General features: G+C 43.5%; 19 protein-coding genes, 1 tRNA gene and 1 pseudogene. 5 read left to right on the forward strand and 16 right to left on the reverse strand.

What is annotated here, in order from left to right; all coding sequences use genetic code 11:
* The 7 genes from JCM16159_RS17685 to JCM16159_RS11825 form a co-directional block, all read right to left on the reverse strand.
* On the reverse strand, positions 1 to 78 hold a 78-nt coding region (locus JCM16159_RS17685; RefSeq protein WP_243666830.1), incomplete at its 3' end, for a hydrogenase iron-sulfur subunit.
* Positions 79 to 80: 2 nt separating this feature from the next.
* Entirely contained in the window at positions 81 to 1,097 is a 1,017-nt protein-coding gene (locus tag JCM16159_RS17690; protein WP_367834504.1) for a 4Fe-4S binding protein, read from the reverse strand.
* Positions 1,004 to 2,620, reverse strand: a complete 1,617-nt coding sequence (locus tag JCM16159_RS17695; protein WP_243666814.1) for an NAD(P)-binding protein — start codon at positions 2,618 to 2,620, stop codon at positions 1,004 to 1,006. Before JCM16159_RS17695 ends, JCM16159_RS17690 begins: the two co-directional genes overlap by 94 nt.
* 131 nt (positions 2,621 to 2,751) lie before the next feature.
* Positions 2,752 to 3,054 carry an FAD-dependent oxidoreductase gene (locus JCM16159_RS17700; RefSeq protein ID WP_243666815.1) on the reverse strand — a complete coding sequence of 101 codons (303 nt, stop codon included), beginning with the start codon at positions 3,052 to 3,054 and terminating at the stop codon, positions 2,752 to 2,754.
* A gap of 92 nt (positions 3,055 to 3,146) precedes the next feature.
* Positions 3,147 to 3,650, reverse strand: a complete 504-nt coding sequence (locus JCM16159_RS11815; RefSeq protein WP_243666816.1) for a 2-oxoacid:acceptor oxidoreductase family protein — start codon at positions 3,648 to 3,650, stop codon at positions 3,147 to 3,149.
* Between the two features lie 113 nt (positions 3,651 to 3,763).
* Entirely contained in the window at positions 3,764 to 4,600 is an 837-nt protein-coding gene (locus tag JCM16159_RS11820; RefSeq protein WP_054857952.1) for a thiamine pyrophosphate-dependent enzyme, read from the reverse strand.
* Positions 4,597 to 6,099 carry a 2-oxoacid:acceptor oxidoreductase subunit alpha gene (locus JCM16159_RS11825; protein ID WP_243666817.1) on the reverse strand — a complete coding sequence of 501 codons (1,503 nt, stop codon included), beginning with the start codon at positions 6,097 to 6,099 and terminating at the stop codon, positions 4,597 to 4,599. Before JCM16159_RS11825 ends, JCM16159_RS11820 begins: the two co-directional genes overlap by 4 nt.
* Positions 6,100 to 6,303: 204 nt before the next feature.
* Here JCM16159_RS11825 and JCM16159_RS17705 point away from each other — a divergent pair, with 204 nt between their 5' ends.
* Both JCM16159_RS17705 and JCM16159_RS11830 read left to right on the forward strand, forming a co-directional pair.
* The gene (locus tag JCM16159_RS17705; RefSeq protein WP_243666818.1) at positions 6,304 to 6,540 is read left to right on the forward strand and encodes a hypothetical protein; all 237 of its coding nucleotides are present in this window, start codon (positions 6,304 to 6,306) and stop codon (positions 6,538 to 6,540) included.
* The gene (locus JCM16159_RS11830) at positions 6,504 to 7,181 is read left to right on the forward strand and encodes a serine protein kinase RIO (protein WP_243666819.1); all 678 of its coding nucleotides are present in this window, start codon (positions 6,504 to 6,506) and stop codon (positions 7,179 to 7,181) included. Before JCM16159_RS17705 ends, JCM16159_RS11830 begins: the two co-directional genes overlap by 37 nt.
* A gap of 694 nt (positions 7,182 to 7,875) precedes the next feature.
* Here the strand turns inward: JCM16159_RS11830 and JCM16159_RS11840 are convergent.
* Positions 7,876 to 8,418 (reverse strand): hypothetical protein, encoded by a 543-nt coding sequence (locus JCM16159_RS11840; RefSeq protein WP_054857953.1) that lies wholly within the window; start codon positions 8,416 to 8,418, stop codon positions 7,876 to 7,878.
* Positions 8,419 to 8,524: 106 nt separating this feature from the next.
* On the opposite strand from JCM16159_RS11840, the gene rgy (JCM16159_RS19585) reads away from it, so the two are divergent.
* Positions 8,525 to 10,939 carry a reverse gyrase gene (gene rgy / locus JCM16159_RS19585; RefSeq protein ID WP_367834502.1) on the forward strand — a complete coding sequence of 805 codons (2,415 nt, stop codon included), beginning with the start codon at positions 8,525 to 8,527 and terminating at the stop codon, positions 10,937 to 10,939.
* Positions 10,917 to 12,317 carry a reverse gyrase gene (gene rgy / locus JCM16159_RS19590; RefSeq protein ID WP_367834503.1) on the forward strand — a complete coding sequence of 467 codons (1,401 nt, stop codon included), beginning with the start codon at positions 10,917 to 10,919 and terminating at the stop codon, positions 12,315 to 12,317. The genes rgy (JCM16159_RS19585) and rgy (JCM16159_RS19590) overlap by 23 nt, the downstream gene beginning before the upstream one ends.
* Before the next feature lie 3 nt (positions 12,318 to 12,320).
* On the opposite strand, the pseudogene JCM16159_RS19595 reads toward rgy (JCM16159_RS19590), so the two are convergent.
* The 3 genes and pseudogenes from JCM16159_RS19595 to JCM16159_RS11865 form a co-directional block, all read right to left on the reverse strand.
* Positions 12,321 to 14,218 (reverse strand): annotated as a pseudogene (locus tag JCM16159_RS19595) (adenosylcobalamin-dependent ribonucleoside-diphosphate reductase).
* The gene (locus tag JCM16159_RS11860) at positions 14,191 to 14,601 is read right to left on the reverse strand and encodes a ribonucleotide reductase N-terminal alpha domain-containing protein (RefSeq protein ID WP_054857956.1); all 411 of its coding nucleotides are present in this window, start codon (positions 14,599 to 14,601) and stop codon (positions 14,191 to 14,193) included. The pseudogene JCM16159_RS19595 and the gene JCM16159_RS11860 overlap by 28 nt, the downstream one beginning before the upstream one ends.
* Complete coding sequence (locus tag JCM16159_RS11865; protein WP_054857957.1) at positions 14,598 to 15,005, reverse strand: hypothetical protein; 408 nt, start codon at positions 15,003 to 15,005, stop codon at positions 14,598 to 14,600. Before JCM16159_RS11865 ends, JCM16159_RS11860 begins: the two co-directional genes overlap by 4 nt.
* Positions 15,006 to 15,157: 152 nt before the next feature.
* On the opposite strand from JCM16159_RS11865, the gene JCM16159_RS11870 reads away from it, so the two are divergent.
* Entirely contained in the window at positions 15,158 to 15,358 is a 201-nt protein-coding gene (locus JCM16159_RS11870; protein ID WP_054857958.1) for a DUF1922 domain-containing protein, read from the forward strand.
* Here the strand turns inward: JCM16159_RS11870 and sixA are convergent.
* The 5 genes from sixA to JCM16159_RS11895 all read right to left on the reverse strand — a co-directional run bounded on the left by sixA (position 15,355) and on the right by JCM16159_RS11895 (position 18,536).
* Positions 15,355 to 15,816, reverse strand: a complete 462-nt coding sequence (gene sixA, locus JCM16159_RS11875) for a phosphohistidine phosphatase SixA (RefSeq protein ID WP_054857975.1) — start codon at positions 15,814 to 15,816, stop codon at positions 15,355 to 15,357. The genes JCM16159_RS11870 and sixA overlap by 4 nt on opposite strands.
* Positions 15,817 to 15,874: 58 nt before the next feature.
* Positions 15,875 to 15,953: transfer RNA gene (locus JCM16159_RS11880), tRNA-Gly, on the reverse strand.
* A gap of 290 nt (positions 15,954 to 16,243) precedes the next feature.
* Positions 16,244 to 16,864 carry a hypothetical protein gene (locus tag JCM16159_RS11885; protein ID WP_054857959.1) on the reverse strand — a complete coding sequence of 207 codons (621 nt, stop codon included), beginning with the start codon at positions 16,862 to 16,864 and terminating at the stop codon, positions 16,244 to 16,246.
* Positions 16,848 to 17,618 (reverse strand): hypothetical protein, encoded by a 771-nt coding sequence (locus JCM16159_RS11890; RefSeq protein ID WP_243666820.1) that lies wholly within the window; start codon positions 17,616 to 17,618, stop codon positions 16,848 to 16,850. Before JCM16159_RS11890 ends, JCM16159_RS11885 begins: the two co-directional genes overlap by 17 nt.
* Before the next feature lie 216 nt (positions 17,619 to 17,834).
* Positions 17,835 to 18,536 carry a hypothetical protein gene (locus JCM16159_RS11895; RefSeq protein ID WP_054857961.1) on the reverse strand — a complete coding sequence of 234 codons (702 nt, stop codon included), beginning with the start codon at positions 18,534 to 18,536 and terminating at the stop codon, positions 17,835 to 17,837.
* Positions 18,537 to 18,773 lie beyond the last annotated feature (237 nt).

Genomic DNA, 18,773 nt, shown 5'->3' on the forward strand with positions numbered 1-18,773 from the left:
TCGCGTAGGTGGGTACTGCATCTTAAATATGCCAGCATTATCGGCGGCCCAATACGAACAATAAGCACACGTAAACATTATCACCTTCTTCTCAGGCTCCTCAGCAAGGCAGCCTCAATCTGAGCCATAATAGCATCATCACTCAACGCATCAAGTGTTATGGCATCCTGTGGGCACTCAGCCACACACGCACCACAACCCTGGCAAGCAGCTGGTATATGCTCAATCCACTTACCTGGCACACCCCTAATGGCACCATATGGACAAGCCTTAATACAGAGACCACACTTAGTGCACTTGGACCAGTCAAACTTCGGTATGAACGGCTCCTTAGTAACATAGCCCTGGGCGAGCATCATTAATGCTCTCGACGCAGCCGCGTAACCCTCAGCAATGGCCTCGGCCACGTTCTTCGGACCCCTAGCTGCGCCTGCTATGAATATACCCGGCGTCATTGTGTCCACGGGGCCGAGCTTCGGGTGAGCCTCCATCAGGAAGCCCTCCTGATCCTTAGAAAGCCTCAGCACCTTGGAAACCTCGTCAGTATCCTCACTAGGCACTAGGCCTATATTGAGGATTATGTTATCGAATGGTACCTCAACATCATCCCCTAATTCAACGTCATGGACTATTAACTTATTGGTGTCCATCTTTATGGCCTCGGTTAACTCCGCCTTCCTAGGTATCCTAATGAATAGAACACCTGCATCCCTAGCCTTCTTGTACAGGTCTTCAACCTCAGGATCTACGCCCATAATGTCCCTGTATATCAATACAACATTCTTACCCTGACCCCTTAATTCAATGGCTTTGCTTAGACCCACAGCGCAGCAGTACCTCGAACAGCCCCTACCACTTGTCCTTGAACCAACACAGTTTATTATCGCCACATTCTTACCTTCAACAGTCTTCCCATTCTCAAGATCGAGTGTTGTTAATACCCTTGGATCCTTACCATAATTAAATTCCGTCGGCATGTACGGCTTAGCACCTGTTGCAACTATTATGGCCCCCACATCAAGCTCAGTACCATTACTGAGAACCACGTGGAAGTTACCTGTGAACCCAGACACATCCTTAATCGTAGTGCCAAGCATAAACTTAACACCAACCTCTCTAGCCTCCTCAACCATCCTATCAAGCAATTTTCTGGCTTCAATACCCTCAGGCTCAAGCTATTTAAGCGCCTAAGCATTCCACCACATTCATCAGCCTTCTCAACAAGTATCGTCTCAATGCCGGCGCCGGCCAATCCCGTGGCCGCCGCAAGCCCCGCCGGACCACAACCGACGACTAACGCCCTCTTAATAACTGGCAACTTTATCGTCTGTAATGGCACCATATGGTGGACCTTAGCTACTGCCATTCTTATCATGTCCTTTGCCTTTTCTGTGGCTATCTTCCTGTCGTTGTGAACCCAGGTATCCAGGTTCCTAATGTTCGTCATCTCCACAAGGTAAGGATTAAGACCAGCCCTCCTCGCAGCATCCTGGAAAAACCTCAAATGCGTAACTGGCGAGCATGAGGCAACAACGACTCTATTCAATTTCTTCTCCTTAATAACCTCGGTTATTCTGTCTAATGATGACTTAGCGCATGCAAACTGAAGGTCCTCAGCGTGAACCACATCAGGCATTTGCTTAGCAGCTTCCACTAGTGCTGGTACGTCAGCAACCCCAGCTATGTTAGTGCCACAATGACAAACGAAGACCCCAACCCTAATTGGGTATGGCTCTATGGTCTCCTCGTACTTCTCCTCCTCAATCACTCCGGGACTTGCATACCTAATCGCCTGTATTGCTGAGGCTAACCCAGTAACCACGGATTCTGAAATATCCCTAGGGCCGCTTGCTGAACCAGCCACGAAAATACCGGGCCTCGTTGTTAATGTTGGGTTGGTGGGGTCAGTCCTTACAAAACCAACCCTATCTAGTGAAATACTCAATATCTTACTCAACTTACTCATGTCATTCACAGGCTTTGCAGAGGGTGCTAGGACGACCATATCATACTCATTTACAGCGACCTTCTTATTCCTCGTGTCCTCAAACCTAACGATTATCTTACCATTCCTCTCGCCAAGTATTTCAGGCCTGCCCCAAACAATGTTTATACCCTCCTTTAGAGCCCTGTCGAAGAAACCCTCGAATCCCTTACCGTACGTCCTGACATCATTCATGTACATTATAGTCACATTTTTAATGCCATGAAGTACCTTGGCGTATATACCCTGCTTAAGCAGGTAGGTGCAGCAGAACCCGGAACAATAATCATTATGCTTATTATTTCTCGAGCCAACACAGGACACAAGCAATACGTTCTCTGGTTCTTCACCGGTGCTCGGTTTAACAACGACACCACTTGATGGTCCTGATGCATTAACGAGCCTTTCGAACTCCATTGACGTAACCACGTCCATGTACCTACCATAACCATACTCCCCAAGTACGTCACCCTTCTCTAACTCAAAACCTGTGGACACAATTACGGCAGCGACGTCGCGCACTATGACCTTGGGCATCATTGTGTATATTATGGCGTTCCTATCACATGCCTTGGCGCATCTATCGCATGGGAAGTAATTCGGCGGTTTGTTCAGGCAATGATCAATGTCGAGCATATATATTCCTGGTTCTGCCTGTGGGAATGGTAAGTATATTGCCTTCCTAGCACCAATACCTGCCTCAAACTCGCTGGGGACAATTACAGGGCATACATCCTCGCATTGACCGCACTTAGTGCAGTCCTCAGTTACGTACCTCGCTTAACGAGTATCCTAGCCTTAAAATCACCTGGTGAGCCCGTTAAATCAAGCAGTTCAGCAGGGGCAAGCAATTCAATGTTTGGGTGTCTCGCAACATCACTTATCAATGGTCCTTCTATGCATATGCTGCAGTCTAGTGTTGGGAACGTCTTATCGAGCATTGCCATCTTACCGCCAATGGCAGGTGACTTCTCAACAAGCGTAACCCTATAGCCCATGTTAGCCAGGGCAAGGGCAGCCTCAATACCAGCAATACCGCCACCCAGGATTAGAATTCTATTGGTTGGCATCAAATCACCTTAACCTCTGCAGATACTTCCTACCATAATCAAGACCTGCCTGGAATGCTTTTATGTTCATTTCCTGAATCGATGTATCGAGTTTACCAGCCCTTCTTGTCACATTTTTTTATTGCGTTAATTATATGGTCTTCCTTTAGTAATGGGTCAAGGATGGCCGTTATAACACCGACCAAAACAACATTCATTGTTAATCTTCTGCCTGTTACGTTCTCGGCTATTTCAGTTGCAGGTACAGGAATTATTACATAATCACTTGTATTTGTGATTGATGGCTTATAAATCGTATTTTCATAAATAAATATACCACCTCTACGGAGACTCTTAAATTCCAGGTTAAATGCCTGTTGCGTAGTTGCGAGGAATATGTCGGCCTCATCAATGAGCGGGTAATCAACCATCTCCTTAGCTATTATGAGGTCAGCCCTGGACCAACCACCCCTCTGCTCTGGGCTATACGTTATTGTTAATATTGAGTCAAGACCACCCATTGCGGCTGCCATACCAAGAAGCCTACCAGCAAAGACTATGCCATGGCCGCCAAGCCCCATGAGCCTGATACGTATCTGATCGAACTGTTGTAGCATATTTTTCTATTGATAAATAATCATGAAACCTTAATAAACTTTATTCTAATTTAATAAAAATTATTTTAAATTATACGAAAATATGAGAAAAAAAAGTTTAAAATTCACGATGATTATCTATACGATATGGGTCTCTCTCTTTTCACAAAATTTCCCAGGATAATCTTCTTCATACTGAAATCAATCTCTAAATCCGCCAGATTCGCATTATGGTCAATCACTGGTCTTTCTCTTAATATCTTCATTAGATCGACGGCATCACCCATTGCATTCCTATCGGTATAGATAATACAAGGTGATAACACTTCAATAACGGCGAAACCCTTAACCTTAAACATTTCAAGGAGGGATTGATAAAGCTCATTCTGATGAAGAACCGTCCATCTGGCCACGTACGAGGCACCCGCAGCGTATGCCAATAATGGCACGTTAAATGGATTCTCGTAATGACCATATGGCGATGTCGTCGTCTTAGCGCCCTTGGGCGTTGTTGGACTGTACTGGCCACCCGTCATTCCATAGATGAAGTTATTGACTATTATGACGTTAATATCATCATTCCTCCTGGCCGCATGTATGAAGTGGTTACCACCTATGGCGAGGATATCACCATCACCGCCAACTACCGTCACCTCAAGTTCAGGGTTAGCCATCTTTAACCCAACGGCAAAGGGTATGGCCCTACCGTGGGTTACGTGGTACGCATCTAGTTTTAAGTATCCGCCAAGTCTACCTGTGCAGCCTATGCCTGTGACTATCACGTGCTTTTCAATCGGTATTCCCGAATTCTTTATGGCCCTAGCCAATAATTTAAGAAGTATGCCTAACCCACAACCCGGGCACCAAATGTGCGGTAATCTATCAATCCGTATCAAGTCCTTAATATCCTCATAGGACTTAGGCAGCTCCACCTTAACTCCCGTGGTCGTTACCTCAGCCTCCACACTCATCCTTCAATCACCTTTCTCACATTATTAATTACATAATCAGGATCTGGAATATAACCAGGGGCGTAAGGTACGTGCTCCACTGGAACACCTCTCGAGAACTCCCTAACCACGTGGTACATCTTACCCATGTTAACCTCAACAGTTACGAACTTCTGAACGCCTCTAGAGGCCAAATTCTCTACAACCCAGCCTGGGAATGGCCACGCGGTCTTTGGCCTAAGCATGCCGACCCTGTAGCCCTGTGCCCTCAGCACCTTTATTGCCCTCCTCACGGAGCCTGATGTTGAACCGTAGGACACAATTACGTACTCTGCATCATCGAGCATGTACTCCTCCCACTCGGCTATTTCCTTCTCATTCTCCCTAATCTTACGGACAAGCCTCATCACAAGCCTAAACGACGCATCCCTATCCGTGGTCGGGTATCCCTTGTCAGTATGCGTCAATGATTCATTATTAGCCCTATAGCCGGTGCCGGCTATAGCCATTGGCGGTACTAAGTACCTACTGTCGTATGGCAAGTATTGGTCTGGGGGTACCGTGGGCTTCGGCCTCTCCACAATCTCTATCTCATCGAACTCGGGAACCCTAACCTTACCATACATATGCCCAACTAATTGATCAGATAGCACAATGGCCACAACCCTATACTTCTCAGCCATGTTAATTGCCTTTATTGTAAAGTCAAAGGCCTCCTGAGGATTGGCCGGTAAGTAAGCCACTATCTCATAATCACCATGCGAACCATACTTAGCCTGCAGTATGTCTCCCTGCCCTAATAATGTCGGTATTCCAGTTGATGGGCCTGCCCTCATTACATCAACAATCAGCGCTGGAATCTCGAGCATTGAACCAAGCCCAATCTCCTCCTGCATCAGTGAGAAGCCTGGACCTGATGTTGCCGTCATTGACTTAACCCCAGCGGCTGATGCCCCGAGCACAGCCATTATACTGCCTATCTCGTCCTCCATCTGTATGAACTTACCACCAACCTGCGGTAGCCTGTACGACATGTACTCCGCAATCTCATTTGATGGGGTTATTGGGTAACCGGCATAGAACCTACAACCAGCGGTTATTGCACCCTCGGCAACGGCCGTATTACCATCTAGGAAGTGAATGCCAGGCCTTAACAGTTTATCCAGGTCCTTCTTATAGAGTTCAGCTACCGTGGGCATGCTACTCACCCCGTAGTACTTATCGTATGTTATGTACTCCTCAGAAACAACCGTAATTGCGAAGTCTGGGCAAACCTTCTCACACATTTTACAGGCGACGCAGTCAAGTTCCTTACCCGGCTTAACAACTGGGTAGTGATAGCCCTTGGAATTAACGTCCTTGGACTCCTCAAGGACACCGTTGGGGCAGAACTCAATGCAGAACCTGCAATCCTTACAAAGATCAATATTAACGATAATCTTACCAATCGGCCGTTTCATCTTGTGGAGATTTACGAGCCTACGCATGGACCAGACCTCGTCTTGTTGAACCAAAGCCATATCTCCTAAATTCTTTTCATTAGAAATACTTTTAAATCTTTTTTTCTTCTTCAATCGTACAATACCCATTGATTTTAACCTTTTGCATGCATTTTTATTCATCTTTATATATTGAATTCATTAGAATATTTCTCATGGGAGTAAGCAAAATGGCTTTTACGGACCAAATTAATATATAAAGTACCAATTTGTTTCATTAATCCAGTGGGTAATCACGATATTGATAGGATCGTCCGGGAGAGAATGGAGAGTAGAAGGTTTAGACTAAAGGATATTGATCAGTTGAAGACCGTTGATGATGTATTTGATCAATACACGATAGATGCCTTGAGAGAACTAATGAATAGGCGCGTTATTGATGAGGTTTATGGCCCAGTTGCGCAGGGTAAGGAGGCCAAGGTCATATGGCTAAGGCACCCGACGGCACAGACATCGCACTAAAGATCTTTTATACATCAACGGCACAATTCATTAGGGGTAGGTACAAGTACCTGCTCGGTGATCCACGATTTACAGGTGTTAGGATTACTAATACGAGGAAGCTCATTGAGTATTGGTGCAGGAAGGAGTTCAGTAACTTAGGTGATGCTTACAACGCGGGTGTCAGGGTGCCTAAGCCAATAACCTTTAATAGGAATATCCTGGTCATGGAGTTCATAAGCTATAAAGGAATAAGCGGTATACCGGCGCCACTGATCAAGGATGAACCACCTGAAAACCCTGCGGCTGCCTACTTAACAATAATTAAGTATGTGGAAAGAGCATTTATTTTGGGTAAGATAATCCATGCAGACCTAAGCGAGTTTAATATCGTTAATACGGGCAATGAATTAGTAATAATTGATTGGGGTAGTGCCGTAAAGGCAAACCACCCCAATGCAACCGAGTTCTTACTAAGGGATATCGAGAACGTGAATAGGTACTTCAGTAGGGAGTTCCGTATCGAAGTATTCAACAGCAAAGTATTACTCAATACTCTACTGCGTAGATATGAGCATAGGGATAAGGCAATGAGTGATGACGATGACTGGTTATTAATTAATGGCAAGAGATTAATTGATGAGTTATCGGCCAATAATTAGGTGACAACACCGTATACTTAGACAGTAATTTAATATGGCAACTAGGCATTGATGACGCTTCCAATACTGCCCGAACATAAGCCATTTACTTCTCTTTAATTTAAAGGATGGAGACTTCCTTTCCGTAACGTATTGATTATCGGCTTTTGGTTCTCTTTCAATTAACTTACCTAGAGCGACTTAGTAAAAATATTGACTAAATATTGACTAATGACCTAACATCAAGTACGGCGTTGGTCACCACCGGCAAGAGGGGTGGAATACTTGATTACGTAGGTTAATTACTGAGCTTTAGTGTCTCTCTCGCCCTGTTTCGTTAATGAATCATTAATTATACGTATTAACTCACATATCTCCTCACAAATACTTAATGGTTTTACATTCGAGTACACATACTCTATTATCATTATAGGTGTTGCATACGTATTGATCCAGAATTCGGCAAAAAAACCTTCCATCTCTATCTACCAAATGAACCTCCATATTACTATTATTACTGAACCTAATCATATACCTTGACCCATCAGTAAATGACTGTCTCTCCACTGAACTTGCATTACAGGTTCTCATAAGCAAATCAGCCACTAAACCGGCAATACGCATACTCACTAAGTCCCCCTTTTCAATGCCTATTTTTAAACCATGCCATTCCATCCCGACGCAGTACAGAACCAATTCAATTCATGTCGAGTAATTACTTAATTATGATTGTATCATCATCGTCATCACTAGACTGAGACTTAAACATCATAATGAAGAACTTATACAGCGATGATAATTTACCATTAAGTAAATCCTCAATTAATTGCCATGATGTGGTTAACAATCCAGCGTCGTAGAGCGCAAGTCCAAAACCGAGGTAATGATCACCGATTAATTGCGGGTCTGATATTGTAAGTCCTAAGCCCGCATAGTGAATTATTGATACGTATGTGAAGTATATGAGGGCTATTATGAAGAACGTGATGTAGGTGATCATTAATGCCTTAGCCCTAGAGGTCATCTTGCTAAAGTTTCCCCTTAATTGCTTGATCATCGTTATTGACGATATGACTAGCATGGAAAGCATGAACATGAACACAGGCGTTATCACGAGTATTGTCAAGTCAGCTGTGCCGTAAATCCACAGTTCAGTAAGTACGTAATCCACGGCAACTGCCATGGCCAGGGCAGACACTAGCGACATTATGTATACGTACCGCACATAGTCCTGAATACTGCCCGTATTAACTGACATACTACTCAAGCATTATCATTGTAATATCAATATTTAACCCTATCAATTAAGATCTCGGTTGGTAACGAATGTTTATTAAGGGGTTTAATTATGTGATGAGGATTAAATGGAGAAGCAACCGTTGGTTATATATCGAAGGGCGTGCCCTAACTGTGGAGGGGATATTACATCAGATAGGTTGGGTGCTGGTTTGCCATGCCATAAGTGTTTACCTGATGTACCAAGGAAAGTAGCGAGTGCCGTTGAAGTATTAAATACATTGGAAAGGCTTGGCACGATAAATAGATTAAGGTCGTTGGCGAACCTGATCAATGAATATAACGAATTCGCCAATATGTTCAGGAGAATAATTGGAACTAACATGTGGGGCGCTCAGAGACTGTGGGCTAGGAGGATAATTAAGGGCAAGAGCTTCGCAATAGTTGCACCAACTGGGAGTGGAAAAACGACCTTCGGCATGGTTGCATCGCTATACATAGTCACTAGAAGGAGGGGGAGGGTATTGATTGTTGTTCCAACGTCGACGTTGGCTTACGACATTCATAGAAGACTAAGTGATTACTCGGCTAAGGTAGGCGCCAGTGTTAGGATTGTAATGGCATCATCGATACTGTCGAAGCAGGAGTTGGCTGAGGCCATGAAGACCATTGAGAATGGTGACTTTGACATATTAATAGTAACCAACGCCTTTCTACCGAGGCACATGGACCTGCTCAGTAGGTATAGGTTCTCGCTTATATTCGTTGATGATGTGGACAGCGTCCTTAAGGCATCCAGCAAAAACATTGATAGGTTGTTGCTACTGCTTGGTATTAATGAGGAGGCGCTCCATAAGGCTTTGACCGTGGTTGACCTAATGAAGAAGCTCAGAAAGGCTATTAGGTTTAGAGCGAGTGAGGGAGAGATTAGTAGGCTTAGGGAGGATATTAAGAAATTGAATGCCGAACTAGCCAATTACATCAAGAACAATAATATCGGCATACTGATAGCCTCAGGGGCATTAACGAGGATGAGGAGGACCGCCAGGTTATTCCTATTCAGGGAGTTTCTTGGTTTTGAAACTGGCGGTAGGGCTGAGGGGTTAAGAAATGTGATTGATGTTTACGTAAAGCCCAAGGGCTCTTTAATAAGCACGACCGTCGATGTAGTGAAAAGACTAGGCGGTGGGGGAATAATTTACGTACCACCAGACCTGAAGGACATTATTGATAAGTTAAGTGAGATGTTAAATAATAATGGGATAAAGGCGGCAACCTACCTAAAGCCAAGTAAGTCCTTACTTAATGACTTTGTTGAGGGTAAAATCGACGTATTAATAGGGCTTGCCACATCCAGGTCATCCCTGGTCAGAGGTATTGACTTACCTCAAAGGGTCACATACGTAGTTTTTGCGGGTATTCCACGTATGAGGTTTAGGTTAAGGCTTGAGGAATTCACGCCAATAAAGTACCTAGTATTTCTATTCTCAATTAGGAATGTCGTTCCTCAATACTTAAGGAATGATATTGATAGGGTAATCGCAAGGCTCAGGAACTTAACTGTACTAAACCAGGAACAAATCAATAACTTATTAAAGGCTATTGAGGAAGGTAAGGAATTAAGTGGGTTCGATAAATACGCGGCCGATGTAATTAAGGAAGCAATAGACCTAGTAAATAAACTGTTAGGTGACCCAAGCACTAGAAGAATGATAGAACAATCAAACGAGGTCGGCCTTGAATATAGGGGTAATGAACTTTATATAATTATTCCTGACGTGACGACGTATATCCAGGGTAGTGGTAGGACCTCAAGGCTTTACGTCGGCGGTGTGTCTTTGGGTTTGTCAGTGTTGATTGTGGATAATGATAAGGTGTTTAATGGCCTAGTCAGGAATCTTAGATATAGACTTGAGGATATTAAGATACAAGACATCAATGAAGTTAATATTGATGATTTAATGAAAAAGATCAGAGATGAGAGGGAGCTAATAAGGAATATAATGCTTGGGAAGATACCTAATCAATTCATCGAGAGGGATCCATTAAGAACCGTCTTTGTCATTGTTGAATCACCGACCAAGGCAAGGACCATTGCTAGTTTCTTTGGAGTGCCCACTAGGAGGGAGGTTGGTCCTTTAATAATCTACGAAGCCACCCTGGGCAACCTGTACCTATTAATAACGGCCACTAAGGGCCACATGTGGGATTTAATACCGGCCAGCCCAGCCGATGTTAAGGAGCTAGTACCGGCCTTAAGGGCGGGGAAGATCCTTGATTACTATGGAGTGCTCAGGATCGGTAATAATTTCGTGCCGATCTACGGAACAATAAAGAGGTGCCCCGTCGGTGGCGAGGCGTATACCGAGGATGCTGATGTTTGTAAGATTCATGGTGTTAAGCTTGTTGATGCTATGGACATAGTAAATGCAATAAGGGATATAGCCACCGAGGTCGATCAAGTAATGATTGGTACTGACCCGGACGCCGAGGGTGAAAAAAATTGCTTGGGATGTCTACATGATGCTAAGGCCCTACGTTAGTAACATTGTTAGGATTGAGTTTCATGAGGTCACTAAGAAGGCTATTATTGACGCGATCGCAAATCCAAGAGCCATAAGCCTCAGCATGGTTGGTGCCCAATTGGTGAGGAGGATTGAGGATAGGTGGATTGGGTTTGGGCTTAGTCAGATTGTTCAGGGGAAGTTTAATAGGAAGACGCTATCAGCAGGTAGGGTCCAGACCCCAGTCCTTGGTTGGATAATAGAGAGGTATGATGAAAGTAGGAAGGATAAGATATACGCGGTAACCATGACGCTGAGCAATGGTGTAAAGGTTAGGTTAAGCATACCGCCAGATAAGGAGGAATTTATAAAGGCCCTCAAGGCAATGCATAGGAATAAGTCGACAGATGTTGAGATTAAGGTTAAGGTAACTAAGGCAGGTGAAGCTGAGGAGGAATTGAATCCAGTACCACCGTACACAACGGACGCCCTACTTAGGGACTCAGCGAACATACTTGGTTTAAGTGTTGAGCAGACGATGGCCATTGCCCAGGAATTATTCGAGTCAGGGCTTATAACATATCACAGGACTGACAGTACTAGGGTATCCAATGTGGGCATTAGCATTGCTAAGGAGTACATAAGTGATAGATTTGGAAGTGATTATTTTGTGGGTAGGGCCTGGGGTGGGAAGGAGGTGGGCGCTCATGAGTGCATAAGACCGACGAGACCCATTGATAGTGATGACCTAAGGAACTTACTTAATACAGGTTTACTTCAGTTGGCAATTAGGGTTACGGCTAATCACCTTAGGGTTTATGACTTAATCTTTAGGAGATTTATGGCGAGCCAGATGAAGAGCGCCAGGGTTTTGAAGGAGAGGTTTAAGATAAGTCTTTACCTCAATGGCGTAAATGTTCATGAGGAGGAGGTGGAGAGGGTATCCAAGATATTAGAGCCTGGCTTCACAAAGGTTTGGGGTTACATCGAGGGTAGGGAGTATCAAGAACTTACACCAGGTGAGTATGATATAACGAGTATTGATTATATTAAGAAGGTGAGCAGGACACCACCACTTAGGGAGGGTGATATAATTGCTATGATGAGGGAGAGAGGTATTGGTAGACCAAGCACCTACGCTAAGATCGTTGATGTAATACTAAAGAGGCGCTATGCCCTAGTTGTCGGTAGAAGAATTAGGTACGTAGTGCCCACGAACCTTGGCCGCCAGGTTTATAGGTTCCTAACTGAGGAGAATAAGGAGTTTAGTGACTTGGTTAGTGAGGAGAGGACTAGGATCGTTGAGAAGCACATGGATGATGTTGAGGTTGGTGAGAGGGATTACATGGATGTTCTTAATGAGTTATTTAATGAGGCGATAAGTAAGGGCATACTTAGGGAGAACGTTATTAGTTAAAACTTAACCACATGAACCGGTCTTGCAGTATGGGTCATCGGTCTCCCCAAGCTCCTCCTGCATCTCCTCCTCAATACTCTCACCGCCATTGCCCTTAATCCTAACCAGCTTATCCTTAAGCGCAGATAAGGAAGTGTAACTAGTCTTTGCCTCGACCTTAGGCTTCGCCTCAACCTTAACCTCCTTAACCTCGACAGTTGGCTTAGCCTCTGCGCCCTTAACGCCGGTGTATATTACCTGCATAGACTTACTCTTGTCCCTATACACAGTTATTCCAAAGGCATTGAGTAACCAGGCCAACCTATAGGCCTGCTCAACATCCTCCATGGGAGTATTGCTCGGCATGTTAATAGTCTTACTAACGCCTGAGTCATTCCACCTGGCCCAGGTCACTTGCATGTATACGTGCCACTTCCAGTGAATCTCATGAGCCGTCCTAAGCAGGTCAGCTAGTGGGTGATCCCTCGGCAGTATTCCGTACTCCTCGACAAACTTCTTCGTTGATTCATTCAGCGTCTTCGTCTGCATTAACAGCTTGAGTGCAGTGTAGTTGTACTCAATGAGTCTCCCAATTGATAGGTTCCTGATGTAGGCAATTGCGAAGAGGGGCTCAATGCTTGAGTTCACGCCGGCGATTAAGCTCCTGGAGCCCTCAGGCGCTATACTCATTATGGATCCATTCCTAATACCAATCATACTAACATCTATCGATAAATCACCATCTAATGCCCTATATCCCTTAAGTACCGTTGCTGAGCCATCAATGATAGCCTTAACCTTCGGATCGTTATAGCCCACGTCGAGGATCTTCATGTACTCATCAACAGCCCCCCTATCAATGGTGCTGGAGAACTTCTCAAGCCTCTCCCTGTGCTTTGTCCATGGTAATACACCCTCAGCCCAATCACTATGCTTATATGCCGGGTAAACACCCTTCTCCTTAGCTAACTCAATACTAGCCCTAACGGCCATCCTGGCTATGAAACTAGCCAATTCATTGGAGACCGCCAATGCCTGCGGTGAGTCGTACTTAAGGCCAAGGCTATTAGGGCGTCAGCAAGGCCGTTAGCACCAAGGCCTATCCTCCTGGTCTCAAGCACCCTCTTCCTAAGTCTCTCGTGCGGTAGTTTATTGACGTCAATAACATCATCGAGGAACCTAACCGCCAACTGAACATCCCTAGCCAAAGAGTCCCAATCAATCTTACCATCATAAACATATTTCACCAAATTAATGCTACCTAAATTGCAACTTTCAAAATCATAGAGACTCTCTTCACTACAGGGATTAGTGGCATTTATGACCTCGCCCGGTAATTTTTCATTATTTATGTAATTGGCTAAGTCCCTATTCCATAGTCCCGGATCTCCACTGTCCCATGCGGACTTAACAATCTTGTCCCAAAGCTCCTTAGCGTTAACCCTCCTCCAAATCCTTATCCTGCCGGCCCTTATTGCCTCGACACACCCCTCATAGCACTTAACGAATTCCTCGCCCCAGGTCTTGTATAGGCATGGGCATTCCCTCGGGTTTATTAGGTATATGTCCTCACCCCTAAGCACCTTCTGCATGAAGTAGTCGTCAATGGTTACGCTTATGTTGAAGTTCTGGAGCTGAAGGTCCTTAAGCTCGCCACTCTTCGAGGTTATGAACTTCTCAATGTCAGGGTGCCACCAGAACAGCATTCCCATCTGGGCGCCACGCCTCTTACCACCCTGCTTAATCGTGTCAACCAACGTATCAAAGAGCTTCATGAAGCTAAGCGGCCCAGAGGCAATACCAGTCGTACTCCTAACTATATCACCCTCAGGCCTCAACTTACCGAAGTTATAACCTACGCCACCGCCTGACTGGAATATTAACGCAGCGAGTCTCAGGCATCCATTATGCCGAAGTTGCACTCGGGATCCTCCCTATTCGTATCGCTCTCCCTGGATAGGCAGTCATCAATGGGTACTACGAAGCATGCGGAGAGTTGTCCGAGCCTCGTCATGGCATTATAGAGCGTTGGTGAGTTGGGCATGAACTTTAGCTGGCTCATCATGTCGTAGAACCTCCTGGCCCACGTTATTGGGTCACCACCGTACTTAAGCTCTGCGTAGGCAACACCCATTGCTGTCCTCATCCACAGGTACTGGGGCGTCTCGAAGAATGTGCCATCAAGTCTCTTCAGTAGGTACCTACTCATTAGCGTCCTAACACCATTGTAGGTTAGCAATAAGTCCCTGCTTGGGTCGAGGTACTTAGCCAACTCATCAATGTGTTGGGCATACCAAGCGCTCATCTCTGAGTCCCAGATCCTAAGCTCAAGCCCAATCCTGAACCAAGTCTTGAATCCCTCCCTATACGCATCCTCGAATTTGATTTTGCCTTATTAATCGCCTTAACGACGTCCTTACCCCAAACCTGCTTATACACGCTCCATAGTAGGTAATTCCTAGCCGCATCGTGCCATCTTAGGTCATCAGTGACCATGTTCAGCATTATCAATTGAATTCTATCTGATAATTCGCTGGTTGATATAGTGCTTTTAATATCGAGAGCACCAATGACTAAGTCAGGATCCGGTACGCCAGCAAGTTTAAGAGAACTAGCTAGCTTATCTTTTGAGAAGTCCTCGGTACTTCCATTCCTCTTTAGAACCTTTATCTCAATCACCTTACTTGTTACCTCAGTACTTAATGACACATTCCGGATTTTAAATTACTTTATTAATAATGCAAAGAGACAAAATAAGTCAGGATGAACACGCCTGTAAGGAATATATATTATCTTCACCCAACTCTAGAGTATGTTATTAAACCTGAAAGTAATAAAATATCCCTATTGAATCAATACCCGTGTACCTAATCATTGCGTGCCCAAAATGTGGAAATTATTCGGTTATTCGTGACACAGTTAAAACCCATGAGTGCCCCTATTGTGGCTACTTAATGCGCATTGAGGAAGTGCCAATAATCGCAAGGGCGAGAAATGGCAGGGAGGCTAGGGAAATCATTTTAAAACTGAAAACACCCAGGGAATTACGGAGAAGACCCTAGCACACTAAATCCGGTGTAATGAACAAATTAATAACCCAATTACTCTCAACCCTATTAAGTCTCAATACTCCAGAGTATCTGAACTCAACAACCTTAACGTCAGGACTACCCGTAACCAGCAATGAGACCAGGCGGCTGAGGTGTGGTAGGTGACCCACGATCATTAAATCGTGATCAAGCCCTGACAACCTTTCAAACCAAATCCTAGGATCATCATTTGGGTTTAAACCATCAGCCTCCCTAACATTGCTAACACCCAAGTACTTAGCAAGGATCTCCGCCGTCTGCCTAGCCCTAGCCTTACCACTATGAACAATCTCAGCGACGGTAATGCCAATACCATTGAGGTACCTGGCAATCCTCTCCGTCTCAGAAACACCCTCTGGAGTTAATCTCCTCTCTGGATCAACCTTCTCATCAAAAGCCTTACCATGCTGAACAAGGTATAGACTAACCATATTGTAGGTAAGCATAGCCCGGGGCTTATAATCCTAATTTATTAATGTAAAGCCTATGTGGTGCGGCCGCCGGGATTCGAACCCGGGTTCTGCGGCTCGGAAGGCCGCCATCCTAGACCAGGCTAGACTACGGCCGCGATTTGAGACACGCCACTTTAGGTTTTAAGCTTTTCATTTTCATGCTCTTATTTTAAGTAATTTGTTAAAATAATACTTAGATAATAATATTATTATTGTTAAGATATAACATATTTTTAATGATTGTATGTCAATATTATTAAAATACTATTTATTTTGGATCCTCTATTTTTCGATGCTGTTTTATGATGATGATAATGCGCATAAAGAGTAATTGAAATATCACATTGAATTTTTAAGTATTATTGAAAGAATGGTTTAGTTCGGTACAGTATAGAGTTAGGTCTACTTATGCTTGTTCTGTTTTTGTGTTTTCGAGGATTTCACTTATTAATTTGCAGACATTATTTTGATCGTTCTTTGTTACCATTTCCATTAAATCCCATAGCTTTTTATTCATTGTCTCGTTGTTAATTATTACACTTATTAAGTTTCTAAATTCAGCGTTGTTTAATTTCTTTTCTATTTCCCACATTAAATGATCTTTACCAATACGTCTTGCAAGCATTTCTAGCGCGTCATATAGTAGATCCAGGTCATTGTTCTTTAATGCCTTAATTATCCTTCTGTATATCGGGCATAGTTCCTCTGAGCACTCAATATCGCCAACCCTTAACCTATAAATCCTAGTTTTAGTCTCCTTCACGTAGTCAGTATTGGTTTCATCTATTGTCATTACCACCTTAGAATTATCAATGTAATCACTGCGTACTTCCTCAATCAATGTCACGGCTTCCTCAATATTATTATCTCTAATGGCTTTAAGGACCTTATTAACAAGGCTTCTACCGGCTTCGGGAGTTAGTTCCTTAAGTCTTTTAGCTAGATTTGCTAATGTACGTTGTGTCAGTTTACTTAGATCCTCAATATCACTTAATGGCGCATTAATACGCTTAGCTATTTGTGTCATGTATATTCTCTTTGAAATTTCCAGCTGTTTTTTTCGTCTTTGGTATCGTATTATTTACCATACCTACCTCACTAACTCCATAATTAATAAATTCGCCCTGCAATACCTTATTCTTGACCATATTCTTTAATTCATTTATGAAGTCATCACTCAATACGGCAATAATGTACCTATGCGCATTTCTCTCACTCATGCCCAAGACACTTGCTAGTTCCTTAGCTATACCCATAACTCCTTCATACCTTCTTAATCCCTCTACCACGGCCTCAGCCTTTCTCCAATCCTCCTCAGCAACCTTAAGTACATAATTTTTAATTAATTCCTTGGCAAACTGTAACTTAACCTCCTTCAGTACCTTGTTCTTGTAGACTATGCATATTGTGGCGGCTATGGCCATTGCCACGTACCTTTCTTCACCGTCAAATTTACCAAGATCCCAAACCTCGGCCCAGACCCTATCGAGTATGTGACTCATGCTTCCTGACGATGTGGATAATGCATTGTATATGCACACATCGGCAATTAAGTAATTGGCATCGTCAAGATGCAACACAAGCATAGGCTGAAGGAGTTTACCACCAACTCTGGCTAGCTCCTCAATGTGTCCTTCAATGATCGTTCTTTCCACCTCACCATGTGGACATGGACATGGGTGCCAATTAGGTACAACGAAATTCTTAATTAAATCCCTGAGCCTCATTTCGTACCTCTCCCTCACTATACCCAGCTTAATGACTATGTCCTTGACCTCCATTAATCTCTTTATTTTGTCTATTAATGCTTTTATAAGGTTAATTTTAGTGATGTCCATGAATTATTTTTTTAATAATTTGAGATTTTAACTACGTAATTATTGATAAATATTCTAAATATTATCACCATGTAGAATTGCAATAATGTCTGTAAACTACGATGACATCAGTGCATTGATGTCATCGCTGTATTAGAAATAATTCACGAGAAACTATAATTATGGAAGGCCATATAGTGTATCAATAATTTTAATGAGATCCTCCTTGCCTAATTCCCTGAGTATATCTTCGACAGTATCTCTATCTAGGGCCTCAAGTAGTACTGCAGTTATGGCGAGCTCTATGAGCGTTCTTCTGTAGAAATGCCTTTTTCTGAATTTAGTTACCCTGCTAATGTCAACGTACTTATTAAGAACATCATTAACATTAACGACATTCTCCAGGCCCCATTCCCTAAGAACCCTGTTTATTTGTACATTAATTAATGAACCAAAGGTTTCATTAAATGCGTTCTCAATAAGCTTCCTGAGACCTGGGTTATACTTAATGCACCCTGGGTCTAGGACACACTCAAGTACTTCATACGGTGTCGGCCTCTTCAGAGGCCATTTACCCTTTAATGATGCGGCAAATGCCACCACTTGCCCCTCATTATATGGTATGCCCGCCTTATCGAGAACCATCTTAAACTCGACAACCCAATTCCTGACCAGGTCTTCAAGGTCCCTGACGCCCTCCACGGGCATAAACACCCTCTTTATCGCTGCAATACGCCTAAAAGTTCCACCTGCATTGTTCTTCATGATGATACCATCATAGTATTTCGGTAAAGCTGGGTAGTACTCTGTGCCTTCATAAATTATGTCTGTTACTATGCCGTCTTCGTTGATTACCTCGCCCCTATCGTTCACGAACCTCATTATGCATTAAAAGTGTTATTGTGATTGTATAAACTTTTTCACTATATAGCCTATAATTTTTTGTTTCAATTTCACATAAAAACCCTTATAAACTATGATATAACAAATATACGATGATATCAAAGGGAATATCAGCATTATTAGTTGCAATAATAATGGCGTTAACAATAATAGCATTATTGGATTAGTCACAATAAGCATGCCTCTTCTAAAATCCAGTGTAGATAAAATGCATTG

Source organism: Vulcanisaeta sp. JCM 16159, assembly GCF_001316265.1.
GTDB lineage: Archaea > Thermoproteota > Thermoprotei > Thermoproteales > Thermocladiaceae > Vulcanisaeta.

Excerpts from the sequence above, each read along its gene's own strand:
- rgy (WP_367834502.1), top strand. The coding sequence starts at position 8,525 with ATGGAGAAGCAACCGTTGGTTATATATCGAAGGGCGTGCCCTAACTGT.
- JCM16159_RS17690 (WP_367834504.1), bottom strand. The coding sequence starts at position 1,097 with ATGCTTGGCACTACGATTAAGGATGTGTCTGGGTTCACAGGTAACTTC.
- JCM16159_RS11830 (WP_243666819.1), top strand. The coding sequence starts at position 6,504 with ATGGCTAAGGCACCCGACGGCACAGACATCGCACTAAAGATCTTTTAT.
- JCM16159_RS11860 (WP_054857956.1), bottom strand. The coding sequence starts at position 14,601 with ATGAGCGCTTGGTATGCCCAACACATTGATGAGTTGGCTAAGTACCTC.
- JCM16159_RS11885 (WP_054857959.1), bottom strand. The coding sequence starts at position 16,864 with ATGACACAAATAGCTAAGCGTATTAATGCGCCATTAAGTGATATTGAG.
- JCM16159_RS11840 (WP_054857953.1), bottom strand. The coding sequence starts at position 8,418 with ATGTCAGTTAATACGGGCAGTATTCAGGACTATGTGCGGTACGTATAC.
- JCM16159_RS11820 (WP_054857952.1), bottom strand. The coding sequence starts at position 4,600 with ATGAGTGTGGAGGCTGAGGTAACGACCACGGGAGTTAAGGTGGAGCTG.
- sixA (WP_054857975.1), bottom strand. The coding sequence starts at position 15,816 with ATGGTTAGTCTATACCTTGTTCAGCATGGTAAGGCTTTTGATGAGAAG.
- JCM16159_RS11895 (WP_054857961.1), bottom strand. The coding sequence starts at position 18,536 with ATGAGGTTCGTGAACGATAGGGGCGAGGTAATCAACGAAGACGGCATA.
- JCM16159_RS17700 (WP_243666815.1), bottom strand. The coding sequence starts at position 3,054 with ATGCCAACCAATAGAATTCTAATCCTGGGTGGCGGTATTGCTGGTATT.
- rgy (WP_367834503.1), top strand. The coding sequence starts at position 10,917 with ATGATGCTAAGGCCCTACGTTAGTAACATTGTTAGGATTGAGTTTCAT.
- JCM16159_RS17695 (WP_243666814.1), bottom strand. The coding sequence starts at position 2,620 with ATGCTCGACATTGATCATTGCCTGAACAAACCGCCGAATTACTTCCCA.
- JCM16159_RS11825 (WP_243666817.1), bottom strand. The coding sequence starts at position 6,099 with ATGGCTTTGGTTCAACAAGACGAGGTCTGGTCCATGCGTAGGCTCGTA.
- JCM16159_RS11815 (WP_243666816.1), bottom strand. The coding sequence starts at position 3,650 with ATGCTACAACAGTTCGATCAGATACGTATCAGGCTCATGGGGCTTGGC.
- JCM16159_RS11890 (WP_243666820.1), bottom strand. The coding sequence starts at position 17,618 with ATGGAGGTCAAGGACATAGTCATTAAGCTGGGTATAGTGAGGGAGAGG.